Consider the following 13391-nt stretch of genomic DNA (forward strand, 5'->3'; position numbering starts at 1 on the left):
ATTTTCGACTTGGATAGGTTGTTAAAGAAACTAGAGAATCAACACCAACGGTTGATGATTTTAAAAATCATATGTCAAAAGCTCCATAGAATACTCACCAATTATAAATCGATATTGGGAGCCTCCCCAACGTCTCTGCTCAAGCCGACCTCACCCTAGATTTCATGCCCAAGAATGCCTAAATCTGCTAATGTCCCCCTCCAATCCAGAGGCGTAATTACCTAGCTTTAACGCTTGTCCCCGAGTATTCCGTTTTGGTATGCGGAAGATAAAGCTCCATGCCTTCACTTGGACGCAATTCCACGTGTTCAACACAGACCCGGCTTAGCTCATCACTACGAAAACCTCGCCAGAATCCTAGTAGAAGTATGGCCCGATCACGCAGAATTCTGAGCTGTTTCTCCCGATTCGCACTGTCTTCAAGTTGTTGCGTGAGCCATCCATCAATGCATTCCAATTGGCTGATTGCCAAGGATTTGGCTTGTTGGGGGCGGGACGGATGCAAAGCTTGGATCCCTTTCATAACCTTTTTAACTATCGGGCTTTTGGTGGGATCAGGGAATCCTTGATCCAGATGCCATTGGGCAATCGCCGCCAATCGCAATTTTAATGTGCTGATCGCCAATACATCGGCGTAATCAGCTAGATACCGGGCTATTGAATCTGCCGTTGCGGGTAAAAATCCACCCCACTGAACTTCAAAATGCTCAATAGCAGATTGATAGCTCTTTCGCGTGTTGTCACGCGTGGCGGCATTAATGTATTGGTCTACGGTTGCCATAGTGGATTTATTGTTTGCCCTGTCGATGCCAAATAGTGCGCTGTAGTAACGCGCGAAGCAATACAGTCACCCCATAATCCTTGGTTTTAAAAATCCTCTGATTCAAATATATGGTTTATAGCGGGCTACTGGGTTCGCGCGCATAGAGTTGATGCAATTGCAGCAATTCCTGACGAAACCGACCAAATACGTTGATGGTGGTGTCATAGGATTGTGCCAGGATGGAAATATTGATGGGTTGTAAATCGTCTATGTTAGGTTGCGATTCGACTACAGACATATTTTCAAAAATAATTTCTGTAGTTTCTTCGATGTGCGGCGCTTGTTGCAACTTGATCGCTAAAGGTTTTTCCTCGTCTCTATCGGGCATAGTCTCGCGTCGAATGGTTGCAGACTCAGGTATTTCTTCTGCCACACGGTTCGCGTATTCAACGAGATTAGGTTCCGCTGGTAGATACAGATAACTTTCGCCGGGAATATCTCCCATGCGTAAAACACGTCCCAATACTTGTCGGAAATGCAATTCTGTTTTGACGCGGGTCAGGTGACAACACACGCGCAGTCGTGGAATGTTAGTGCCTTCGCTCACCATGCCGACGGAAATAATCCAAGGCTGGGTGCTGTTTCTAAAGGAATTAATAGTGCCGTGGGCGTCTTCATCCAAATAGGTAGCGACACAAGCGCGTTGTCCTACATGACGTTCCAGTAACGTCGCAATCTTATAGGCATGATCTACCGATGCGGCGACGATAAGGCCGCCCGCATTCTGGTGTTGCTTGCGAATTTGCATCAACTTTTTAACCGATTGTTTTAATAAATACACAATCAGTGCATCGTTATCAATTAATTGCTGATATGAGCAATTCGATAATCTAAGTAACTCGGCGAAGGATGAATACCTCTCCGTAGTATTGCCTTGCTTTACGATGATGCGGTCATTGTCCACCAGCGTGATGCTGGGTGCCCGACACACATTTTCCTGGATAGCCTGCGCCATTCCATAAATAAAATCACAACGGATTTTGTTGTGTTGGCAGTAGCTGGATAACGCAATGGGGATTCGGTCGGAGCGCCAGGGTGTGCCGGTTAACGCAATGGTATACGCCGCGCGCCCCTGGATATGTTGGATGATGGTTTGACCCCAGGCATTGGCATTCTCAAGGTTGTCACCGGCGCAGTGATGGATCTCATCAAAAATTACCAAAACACGATGGGTTTGAAATAGTGCCCAAAAAGCGTCCCCCAAGCTCAACATTGATTGATAGGTCAAGGACTGGCCCTTTGACCCAAGACGACCATCCATCCGGCAATGGGTATGGGTTTCCAGCGCCTGCTGAAAATCAGATGACACAATAATAGATGGTGAGAAACACAGTACCAGGTCGATCATTCCTAACTGAAGAAGTGTCTGGGCCAAAGTCGCCGCCATGACTGTCTTGCCAGCGCCGGGTGTGGCAAGGCACAGGAAGTGATTTTCTTCATTTCTGAATTTCACCAGAGCCTGCTCAACACACCTTGATTGCCAGCGCCTTAATTTCATTGCGCTAAACCTGTTTCCCTTGCCAATAAGCTTTCCAAGGCTTTCACACGTCCAAGTAACTTGGAACATTTGTCGCGGGACTGGTTGTAAAGAGGCTGCACATCATCCCTTAACTCAGGCATCTCACTGCAAATTGCATCATATTCCTCGGTTTCACCCATGGCGGATAACATTTCCAATTTGTGCCGATTTAGCCGCTCTTGCAGGCTCTGGCGAGGAGTATCGTTTGTGATCAGAGCTTTTACCGAAGCCGCTAACGGTGCTGGAGTCACTACAGGAGCATCCGCCTGCGCTTGAAATTTGAGCGTTAGTCGATACAAGGGCCAGCCGCTATCGACAACGACCCTGGTTAATTCCCCATTATCGATAAGGCGGAGCATGTTGCGATAAACAAACTGGCGAGCGGCTTTTTTGGAGCTATGAAGGCATGCCGGATCGTTCAAATAAGCTTTTGTGAGATCGTGTACGGTGAACTCTCGGTTTACCAACAATGATAATGCCGAGAGTAGCCCGGACTTAACGGTGAGAGATTTCATGATAGAGATTGACGCCTCATGTCTCGAATTTCGCGCCATTCTATCCTGTCTCTATCATCGAGACAATGAAATCATCTCCTTACTCATCTCACTACGAAAAGCTACGCATCTGGCTAAAAAAGCAGCGGGATGCGAGTGGTTTGACGCTCCGCGAAGCCTCTCTCGCTATGGGGCGGCATCATTCTGTGCTGGGGAAGATGGAGCAGGATCGACGGAAAATTGAAGTGCTTGAGTTTGTGAGGTACTGCCAGGTGTTAGGTGTTGATCCTCATGAGGGGTTGGATATTCTCATTAAGTCCCTTCACGATGACAGTGAAACACCCACATAAAATAGTCGTGGTCAGCTCCCCGTGTTGATGAATTACACTAGTGGTTGCTAATAATATTGCCGTTGCTATAAACGGCTCAGGTGATACAGAATCTTCAATGGACATGGTGAATGCTTTCTGGAAATCGGTGATGGCATGGCAGGCATGGGTAAAGGTAATTTCTATGCTGAACCTAATCCCGATATCAAAATGGAACCGCCCGGTCGTTTATTACATTTTGGAAAATTTTGTTCGAGAAGTATTGGCTTTATAGGCTCTAGTTTATTCAATTCAATTAATCTGAATTTTTTAGCTTTCAATAAAAAGCCAGTCCGACTAGTGGGACTGGCTTTTTATTTTTTTCTGCTTGCAATAGTCGTAATGTCAACTGGAAAAAATAATGTTGATTGACTTGCTTCTTAGCTGGTTGAGGGGCACGCATACAGGTAAGTGAATTGTCAGGTTTGGGATAAACACTACGACTTCCATCCGGCGATAATGATCGCCATTCCAATCAGGGCTATACCTGCACCAATCCAATCGTAAACAGATAGTTTTATCCCATCAACAACGCGCAGCCATACCAACGCTGTCGCAACATAAACACCACCATAGGCTGCGTAAACTCGCCCACTAGCTGCCGGGTGTAATGTTAATAACCACACAAATAATGTAAGGCTTGCTGCTGCGGGCAGCAACAACCAGATAGAGCCTTCTTTGCGCAGCCAAAGGTATGGCAAAAAACAGCCAATGATTTCTGCCAGTGCGGTAACAATAAACAACAAAGAAATTTTTACCATGGTGAACCTTAGGTTGTTACGATTTAGGCATTAGAAAGTGCATCCACAATTGTACATTGAGGTGCTTTTGCTTCTGGGCAACAGGTTTGGCAATCTTTTGAAAGCCTTAGGAGTACGTTCTGGATTAGTTGTAGCTCGGCAATTTTTTCACTGACCTCGTGTAAATTATTGTCAACCAAGGTCAATGCCTCGTGACAAGATCGCTCGGTATTTTCAGCAAGGCTGAGAAGTTCGCGCGTTTTTTCCAGGGTGAATCCTAATTTACGGGTTTTCAGAATAAATGAGAGACGTTTTTGATGGGCAGAATTATAGAGGCGATGGCCGCCTTCAGTCCTGAATGGTTTTTCCAATAGCCCCAGCTTTTCGTAATAACGGATGGTATCAATCGGGCAGCCGGTGGCACGTGAAAGTGCGCCAATCCCAAACATAATAAATCCTTTGTAAAACACTTGAATCTGTAGTTACTCCAGATTTTACGCTAAAGGCTCCTGTGCTTTCATCAATCTTTTGGAGTTCTCATGAACAAACGCAAATCAGTATGGTTAATGTTGGTAGCGGCTATTGCATGTATCGGATGCTGTGCAGTTCCCCTGTATTTGATTATTGCTGGCGCATCATCAGCAAGCTTGTTGGCCATTGTGAGTGGATCGAAGAGTTTTGAGCTGCTTCTGTGTCTTCTGCCTATCGCATTCCTTAGCATAATTTATATGGTGGCTCATCGCAAAAAACAGTGCTGCCCTGAACCTGCTGATAAGTGCAGTAACAATCAGTGCAGCACCGCTAGCATAAAAAACGCAGAATAACGCAGAAATATTCTGATGGCTGGCGCTATGTTGATTTTTTCTTAAAACTTCATCCGCTGAATTCTCACTGCATTCATAATCGCCAGTAGCGCTACGCCGACATCAGCAAACACAGCTTCCCACATGGTGGCCAAACCACCGGCACCCAGTATTAATACGATGGCTTTTACACCGAATGCGAGGGAAATGTTTTGCCAAACAATGCGCTTGGTTTGTTTGCCAATGGCAATTGCGGTGGGAATCTTGCTGGGTTTGTCATCTTGAATGACGACATCGGCGGTTTCGATAGTCGCATCGCTGCCTAATCCCCCCATCGCGATGCCAACATCACTGAGTGCAATTACCGGTGCGTCATTAACACCATCACCTACGAACGCAACGGTCTCATTTCTAGCTTTGATTTCCTTTACTTTGTTAACTTTATCTTCTGGCAGTAAATCACCAAAAGCATTGGTGATACCTAATTTTTGCGCGACAAATTGCACCACAGAACTTTTGTCACCGCTGAGCATGGTAATGTTGATGCCGAAATTTTTCAGTGTATCTACCGTTAATTGCGCATCCTCTTTAATGCTGTCGGCGATAGTAATGTAGCCTGCGAATTTTTTATCGTAGGCAATAGCGATGACGGCATACACAATGGTGGCGGGATCAATATCGTAGGTGACGGCGTATTTATCGAGCAATCTAAAATTACCTACCAATAACTCTTTTCCATTCACGTCGGCTTTCAATCCATGAGCAGATATTTCTTCAACATTATTTAATTTAATGGTGCTATCAATATCACCTACAAATTGATGAATGGCTGTTGCTACAGGATGCGTACTTTGGCTTTCCAGTGCATTGGCCATTTTCAGAATGTCATCTCGATTAACCTCAGGTTTGAGGTTGACCTCTTGTACTTTAAATACACCTTCAGTCATGGTGCCGGTTTTATCCATCACTACATTTTGAATGGTAGAAATGGTGTCTAAAAAGTTACTGCCTTTAAACAAAATACCATTTTTACTGGCAGCACCAATTCCCCCAAAATAACCGAGTGGAATACTGATGACCAGCGCACAAGGGCATGAGATCACCAGAAAAATCAATGCTCGATACAACCATTGACTGAATACATATGTCTCAACAAAAAAGTATGGCAATAGGCAAATCGCGAAGGCCAATATAACGACAATCGGGGTATATATTTTGGCGAATTTTCGGATGAATAATTCGGTAGGTGCTTTTTGCGCAGAAGCGTTTTGCACTAATTCTAAAATTCGGGACAGTTTGCTGTCGGTATAGGCAGTGGTCACTTTGACTTGTGACACTGTATTGAGATTAATCATACCGGCCAAAACACTATCACCTTTAGTTTTCGTGTCGGGTTTGCTCTCACCGGTCAGTGCGGCGGTGTTAAATGAGGCGGTTTCGGATAGGAGTTCACCATCCAATCCTAATTTTTCACCTGCTTTGAGTTGGATAATATCGCCAATGCTGACGGTCTCTGCTTTCAGGGTTATCGCTTGATTATTTCGCAACACGGTTACTTCGTCGGGGCGTTGATCGAGCAGTGTTTTAATATTGGTTTTTGCTCTTTTCACGGCGAGGGTCTGGAACACTTCACCGACGGCATAAAACAGCATCACGGCAACACCTTCTGGATATTCACCGATAGCAAAAGCACCGATAGTAGCAATGCTCATCAATAAAAATTCAGAAAATACTTCACCTTTCGCAATGCTTTCAACGGCCTCTTTCAAGACTGGCAGGCCAACCGGTAAATAGGCAGCAACATACCAACCAATACGTGGCCAGCCAGTAAACCAGGTTTGCGGCACGTAATTATCCAGAATTAGCGCAATTAACAATGCTATTAAACTGATTACGGCGGGCAGAAACAGTTCGAAGTTACTGTCGCTACTGCTAGCATGATCGTGTCCATCATCATCGGTGTGCTTGTCATGTTCGTCAGTTGCACAACAACTATCTTTTACGGATTTGTTCTTTATTAGTGAATCGGCCTGGTTATTTATTTTTTCTTCTTCTGTACAACATAGTTGTTTGCCCTGTTCATCATATTTGTGTGTATGTTCCATAGTGTTTCCTTTACTTGAAAATAATGATAAAAAACGAAGGGTCATATCACAAAAAATCAGTGAGCTTCATGCGGCGTTTTTTGGTAACTCGCTTTAATAATTGATGCCTGCGGATGTATGTTATTGATCACGACTGAAAAAGATCCTGTACGACGGGTATTGGGGCCGTAATGCAAGTGACAAGGTGAATAGTCCACATTGAGGGTTTTTAATAACATACCTTGGGTATCAAATATCTGAAGCTGCAATTGTCCGCATGCGATATGTGGCTTTTTTTGTGTTGGCCAGACGCCACCATTTATTGTCAAAATACCATCATTAAAACTGGCCGTTGCGTTGGTCAGTTCAAGGTTATGCTGACGCAGTGCATCGTCCTCGAACACGATATTGGACGTAGTGGGTACTGTTGTTTGGCAGGCACTGAGTAATACAACAAAGAAAAATGAAATCAGTATTCGTGACAGGTTAATCATGTGAGTTCTCCTGTAGTGAATCGAAAGACGACTGGAAAAACATTTTCCAGTCGCACGTTCTTGTATGCTTACGAACCGCCGATGGGTAACGCCTGTTCAATAGCACTCACATAAACCCATCCACAAACATCGGTACCAATGCGGCCAGCCTCGCGAATAATCCGGGTGATGGATTCCACGTCGCTGTCCTCGCAGGGGAGTGATAATTGCACCTCGGAAATGACCAGCCGGGCTTCCGACGAATAGGTCATTTCAAAATCCCCCAAGGGTTTTAGAGTACCTTTTATATCCTGTAAGCTGAGGTTGCGATAACCCGCATCGTTCAGTGCATCGATAACAGCGGTTACCCGCACGTGATGTAAAAGCGCAGTGATCAGTTTCATAATTCCAGTCTCCTGGCGAAGGCGCGCTCCAGATTTTGCAACGCGCCAGAATGGGGTTGCCACCAGCACGAGGCTGGTGACAATTCAGGTTATTGGCCTTTTTGTGCTCCGCGATAAGCCATTCGGTATAAACCCGGCAATACCAACAGGGTCAATATGGTGGATGAAATTATTCCGCCAATGACCACCGTGGCCAATGGCCGTTGCACTTCAGCACCGGTGCTGGTGTTCAGTGCCATCGGCAAGAAACCGAGTGCGGCAACCAAGGCCACCATCAGGATAGGCCGCAAGCGCAACATAGCTCCTTCGCGGATAGCAGGTTCAATGGTCAAACCATTGTTCAGGCTATCGCGGAAGGCAGACACCATCATCACGCCCGTTAGCACCGCCACCCCTGACAGGGTGATAAAGCCAACTCCGGCGGTGATGGAGAGTGGGATATCGCGCAGCCACAGGAAAATAACCCCACCGGTTAAGGCAAACGGAACTCCACTGAATACCAATAGGGCATCCTTGGCCGACCCGAAGGTCATCATTAACAGCGCAAAAATCATGATCAACGTCAGTGGAACCAGCAGCGTTAGTCGTTTTGATGCCGACTCCAACTGTTCAAACGTTCCGCCGTAATTAAGCCAATAACCCGGAGGAAGTTTTATTTCTTCTCCCACTTTGGCCTGCACCTCAGCAACAAATCCGCCCAGGTCGCGGTCGCGCACATTGGCTGTGACGACCAAGCGACGCTTACCATTCTCACGACTGATTTGGTTAGCTCCGGGGGCGAGTGTCAGTGTTGCGACTTCACCCAGTGGGATAAATCCACCTTCCGGTAATGGAATGGGCAGATACGACAAGGCTGCCAAATCATTACGTAGTTTTTCCGGCAGACGAACGACAAGATCAAAACGCTGATCCCCTTCAAATATCTGGCCAGCCTCCTGCCCACCGGTTGCTGCTGCCAGTGTTTCCTGAACATCGGCAATATTGAGTCCGTAGCGCAGCAATAAATCGCGATCGGCATTAACGGATAGAATCGGCAGGCCATCTGCTTGCTCGACCTTCACGCCGTCAGCGCCATCGATACTGCTCAATAACTTGGCAATTTGGTTGCCGGAGGTCAATAACTGGTTGAGATCATCACCGAAAATCTTGATACCGAGATCCGAGCGCACGCCTGAAATAAGCTCGTTAAAGCGCAATTGGATCGGCTGACTGACCTCATACGCATTGCCCGGTACTTTCGCCAATTGCTCTTCAATCGCTTTGAGTACATCCGCTTTGGAGGCATCGGGATCTGGCCAGTCTTTTTTGTCTTTCAGCATGACGTAGCCGTCAGAAATGTTGGGTCCCATCGGATCACTGGCAACTTCGGCTGTACCCACACGTGAAAAATAGGTTTTCACCTCCGGTACTTTCATGACCGCTTTCTCAACCTGAAATTGCATGTCGAGTGATTGCGTCAGGCTCGTACTTGGGATGCGCAAGGCCTGAACCGCGATATCACCTTCATCCAGGTTGGGCACAAACTCGGTACCCATGCGTGTAGACAACCACCCGGAGAACACAACAAACACTATTGCACCCACTAGAATCGGCACTCTGCGTTTAAGGGCAAAATCCAGGGTTGGGATGTAAACTTCTTTGGTTTTTACGACGATGCGATTGTCTTTCTCTTCGATTTTTCCTGTAAGAAGCAATGCAACAGCAGCGGGCACAAAAGTCAGTGACAGAATCAATGCACCGATTAACGCCATGATCACGGCGAGAGCCATTGGTGTGAACATTTTGCCTTCAACACCGGTGAGTGCGAGGATCGGCAAGTTCACTATAATCACCACAAGTACACTGATAAGACTGGGGGTAAACACTTCCCGTGTTGCACTAAACACTGTTTGCAGTCGCTCCTCAAGAATTAGCAGTCGCCCAAGGTGGTGTTGCCGCTGCCCTAAACGCATCAGGCAGCTTTCAACAATGATCACTGCACCATCAACAATTAGACCGAAATCCAACGCACCGAGGCTCATCAAATTGGCGCTGACTTTAGCTTCTACCATGCCCGTCATCAATATCAGCATTGAGAGTGGAATCACCATCGCGGTGAGTAATGCTGCCCGTACATTGCCGAGCATCAACAACAACACCACAACAACGAGAATTGCACCCTCCAACAAGTTTTTTTGTACGGTTGCAATGGTTTTATCAACGAGTACGGTACGGTTATAAACGACGTCGGCAGTAATCCCTTCGGGTAAGGTTTTATTGATTTCCACCAGTTTTTCGGCAACCGCTTCCGATACCGTGCGGCTATTGCCGCCCAATAACATCACTGCGGTACCGAGCACTGTTTCTTCTCCGTCGCGCGTGGCAGCACCGGTGCGCAATTCTTTCCCTAAGGCGACACCAGCAAGATCGCCCACAAGAACGGGCAAGCCATCTTTGCGAGTCACAATGATTTTTTGAATAGCGGGAATATCAGCAACTTGTCCCGGTGCACGGATCAGGTATTGCTCGCCATTTTTCTCAATGTATCCCGCACCGATATTGGCATTGTTTCGTTCAAGTGCTGAAGCCAGATCTGCGAAGGTAACGCCGTAGGCAAGTAATGCTGATGGGTCAGGCGTAATGTGGAACTGCTTTTCATAGCCGCCAATCGTGTTGACTTCAGTGACGCCGGGAACGAGACGAAGCTGTGGGCGAATAACCCAATCCTGCAAGGTGCGTAGTGCCATGGCATCGTAGGGTTCACCGTTAGGCTGGCGCGCTTTTGCGTCGGCATGAACCGAGTAATGAAAAATCTCCCCCAGCCCTGTAGCAACCGGGCCCATTTCGGGTTCGATGCCTGCAGGCATCTGACTTTTCGCTTGCTGCAATCGCTCATTAATAATATTGCGCGCAAAATAAATATCAGTGCCATCCTCAAATACGACAGTTACTTGTGATAACGCATAACGAGAGAGTGAACGCGTGCTTTCTACGTGAGGTAAACCTGCAATCGCCACTTCCACCAGATAAGTGATGCGCTGTTCTACTTCAAGTGGAGAATAACCAGCCGCTTGTGTATTGATTTGAACCTGCACATTAGTAATATCAGGAACCGCATCAATCGGAAGCTTTTGGTAATTCCATAAACCTACACCGGCAGTAACGGCGACTAAAAATAAAATCAGCCAACGTCGCGCGATGGAAAATTGTAACAGTGCATCAACCATGGTTCATTCCTCCATCCAGAGAGTGAACCGGGTTGAGCAGCAATAAGCGCAGATTAATGTCCATGTTCAGCGCTCTCCTTGCCCATTTCTGATTTCAGGATAAAGCTGTTGCGTGCAACATAAGTATCACCTGCGGCAATGCCTTCGACTACCTCACTGAATTCGCTATCGGCTTTGCCGAGACGAACAGGCCTGAGTTCAAATCCGTCCGCTTCTTTTACAAAAATAACGGTTTTGCCTTCGAGTGTTTGCAGTGCATCGTTTTGTACTGCAACCGCAACCGGTGTTTTGCTCAAGGTTGCTTGCGCATTCACAAAGTGTCCAGGAATCCACTGGCCTTTTGAATTATCCAACAACACCCGCGCACTGATCGCCTGGTTGACAGGATTCGCATTTGCTGAAATATAGACGAGTTGCCCCTTGTCTACGAGTTTACGCTGCACTTGTTCAATACGAACCTGTTGTCCAAGTTGTAGCCGCGTAACATCGCGAGGGAATATGGATAAATCAACCCATACTGTGGTCATGTCAGCGACCACAAACAGTGGCTCATCACCGGTTTGTTCACCTTCGACTGCGTGACGGTCAGTAATGATTCCGTTCATGGTCGCGCGGATGGTGTACACTTTCATGCTTTCATTGCTTTCGATAGTTGCTAGTGCATCACCCACCGATACCTTATCGCCTTGTTTGCGATTTACTGTGCGGATCACACCGGGAAAACGCGCTTTGATACTTTGGATGCGTTCTGCATTGGGTACAACAACACCATACAGTGGTAAGGTTTGTTGAATATCAATCGGACCTGCTTCCGCTAATTGAATGCCGCCGGTTTTTTGTTGCTCGGCAGACAACTTCATTTTTTCATCGCCGTGCTCATCTGCATGTTCTTCTTCGCCCGGTTTTTCATGGTCATCAGCATGAGCATCTTTTTCGTCTGCATGCTCATTCTCTTGGTGCTTGTGATCGTCTTTCTCTGTAGCAGCATTGGCCATGTAAATATCAGCTAAAAATAAAGCCAGTAAAATTACTAAGACAAAAACAAGTGCAGGTGCAGATTTCAGGAAATTTTTTTCTGGTGATTTCAAGGTGTTCTTTTTTAAAGTTTTCATTGCGTAACCTCAACATTCTGTTCATTCAGTGCGGAACCGATCATTCGCTCCAGCTCGATCCGGGTTTCTTGCATGCGTGACGCCGCCTCAACCAAGGCTTGCTGGGCATCCAGCAATTGGCTTTGTGCAAGGTTTAATTCCATATAGCTATAGCGCCCCTGGTCAAAAGCACTTGCTGTACTGCGCATGGCTTTTTTTAGCGAAGGAAGGACTTGATCACGCAACACATTGACTTCATCAATAGCTTGCCGATGAGCCTCATACGCGGAGATGAGTTGAGCCTCCAATTGCACTCGCGCACTGTCTCGTTCGAGTTCGGCACTTTGTTGATTGGCATTAGCGGTTGTGATCGCGCCACTGGCTCTGCTGCCTGCACCTAAAGGCATGCTCAAGCCAAGAACGAGAGCGGAGTCCTCTGTCGCCTGAAGGCGACGTACACCGACATTCCATTCCAATGAGGGGCGTCGTTCGCTACGCGCATGCTGTGCTTCAGCGATGCGAACATCTACCTCTTTGGCCAATTGCACCAAATCCGGATTGGCCGACAGCTTATCCAGCAACGTTGGTAACGGCATTGCCATTGGCACTGCATAGAGATCGGCTTTTACCATCGTAAAATCAGGAGAGGAATCTGCCCAATAGGCGCTGAGTTTGACTCGTTCGCTGCTGACTATTTGCCGTGCTTGTTGCAAAGCAATATTGGAGCGAGCCAGTGCCGCGTTTCCGCGCAAGAGCTCACTGTCGGCAGTGCCACCCGCCTGCACCTGCCTAGTCAGTGAGCTGAGGGTTTGTTGGATTAACTGATGCGACTCTTCTTGCAATGCCAGTTGTTCTTGCGCAGCCAGTAATTGAATGAATTGATGGGTCACCGCTGTAATCACATTCAGCGTAAGTAGACGTTGGGTAGATTGCAGTTGCTGTTGACGGGCGGTCACCACATTCACGCGCGCATCGCGCTGACCGCCCAACTCTATAACGGATGACAATGAAATAGTTAGTTCGGCTGTTTCGGCGCCGCTAAACTCACCGGAACCAGCAACGTTTTCCAAATCTGTACTTACGCGGTATTCGGGACGAAGTGAAGCAGTTTGTTTTTCGCCGGCCAAAGCATTGACTTTAAAGGTGTAGCCAGCCAGTTGAGGATTTTTTTGAAGCGTTGCGCGAACTGCATCGCTCAATGTGAGTGATAATTGTGCAGTTGACGACGCTGCGTAGACACTACAGGTAATAGCAACAACCGAGACGGTTAATGCTCGATGTATAAATTGCATAGAAAGCTCCAGCCAAATTGGCATCTCCAAGCATTAAGGCTTTAAGTAGCACTCAACAGCACAATGGGAATGCACGAATTCCCCTGTTAAAAGG

12 protein-coding genes are annotated in these 13391 nt (G+C 46.9%); 1 reads left to right on the forward strand and 11 read right to left on the reverse strand.

What is annotated here, in order from left to right; genetic code table 11:
• Positions 1–217: 217 nt before the first annotated feature.
• The 3 genes from AC0KUT_RS01710 to AC0KUT_RS01720 form a co-directional block, all read right to left on the reverse strand.
• Positions 218–781 (reverse strand): hypothetical protein, encoded by a 564-nt coding sequence (locus AC0KUT_RS01710; RefSeq protein ID WP_488833034.1) that lies wholly within the window; start codon positions 779–781, stop codon positions 218–220.
• Positions 782–896: 115 nt separating this feature from the next.
• Positions 897–2321 carry a DEAD/DEAH box helicase gene (locus AC0KUT_RS01715; protein WP_488833037.1) on the reverse strand — a complete coding sequence of 475 codons (1425 nt, stop codon included), beginning with the start codon at positions 2319–2321 and terminating at the stop codon, positions 897–899.
• On the reverse strand, positions 2318–2857 hold the full coding sequence (locus AC0KUT_RS01720) for a hypothetical protein (RefSeq protein WP_488833039.1): 540 nt from the start codon (positions 2855–2857) through the stop codon (positions 2318–2320). The genes AC0KUT_RS01715 and AC0KUT_RS01720 overlap by 4 nt, the downstream gene beginning before the upstream one ends.
• A 65-nt stretch (positions 2858–2922) precedes the next feature.
• Between AC0KUT_RS01720 and AC0KUT_RS01725 the strand changes: the two genes are divergently transcribed.
• Positions 2923–3186, forward strand: coding sequence for a helix-turn-helix domain-containing protein (locus tag AC0KUT_RS01725; protein ID WP_488833040.1), 264 nt, complete (start codon positions 2923–2925; stop codon positions 3184–3186).
• A gap of 455 nt (positions 3187–3641) precedes the next feature.
• Here the strand turns inward: AC0KUT_RS01725 and AC0KUT_RS01730 are convergent, their stop codons facing one another.
• The 8 genes from AC0KUT_RS01730 to AC0KUT_RS01765 all read right to left on the reverse strand — a co-directional run bounded on the left by AC0KUT_RS01730 (position 3642) and on the right by AC0KUT_RS01765 (position 13297).
• Positions 3642–3965 (reverse strand): YnfA family protein, encoded by a 324-nt coding sequence (locus AC0KUT_RS01730; RefSeq protein ID WP_488833041.1) that lies wholly within the window; start codon positions 3963–3965, stop codon positions 3642–3644.
• A gap of 23 nt (positions 3966–3988) precedes the next feature.
• On the reverse strand, positions 3989–4393 hold the full coding sequence (locus tag AC0KUT_RS01735; RefSeq protein ID WP_488833042.1) for a MerR family transcriptional regulator: 405 nt from the start codon (positions 4391–4393) through the stop codon (positions 3989–3991).
• 416 nt (positions 4394–4809) lie between these two features.
• On the reverse strand, positions 4810–6852 hold the full coding sequence (locus AC0KUT_RS01740) for a heavy metal translocating P-type ATPase (RefSeq protein ID WP_488833043.1): 2043 nt from the start codon (positions 6850–6852) through the stop codon (positions 4810–4812).
• Between the two features lie 56 nt (positions 6853–6908).
• The gene (locus AC0KUT_RS01745) at positions 6909–7325 is read right to left on the reverse strand and encodes a hypothetical protein (RefSeq protein WP_488833044.1); all 417 of its coding nucleotides are present in this window, start codon (positions 7323–7325) and stop codon (positions 6909–6911) included.
• A 68-nt stretch (positions 7326–7393) separates the two neighbouring features.
• Complete coding sequence (locus AC0KUT_RS01750) at positions 7394–7708, reverse strand: P-II family nitrogen regulator (RefSeq protein WP_488833045.1); 315 nt, start codon at positions 7706–7708, stop codon at positions 7394–7396.
• Positions 7709–7797: 89 nt separating this feature from the next.
• A complete protein-coding gene (locus tag AC0KUT_RS01755; RefSeq protein ID WP_488833048.1) occupies positions 7798–10914 on the reverse strand; it encodes an efflux RND transporter permease subunit in 3117 nt (1038 codons plus the stop codon).
• A gap of 53 nt (positions 10915–10967) precedes the next feature.
• Positions 10968–12026 (reverse strand): efflux RND transporter periplasmic adaptor subunit, encoded by a 1059-nt coding sequence (locus tag AC0KUT_RS01760; protein WP_488833050.1) that lies wholly within the window; start codon positions 12024–12026, stop codon positions 10968–10970.
• On the reverse strand, positions 12023–13297 hold the full coding sequence (locus AC0KUT_RS01765) for a TolC family protein (protein ID WP_488833051.1): 1275 nt from the start codon (positions 13295–13297) through the stop codon (positions 12023–12025). Before AC0KUT_RS01765 ends, AC0KUT_RS01760 begins: the two co-directional genes overlap by 4 nt.
• Positions 13298–13391: the final 94 nt, after the last annotated feature.

This window comes from Cellvibrio sp. 25HG11W-0, assembly GCF_057815475.1.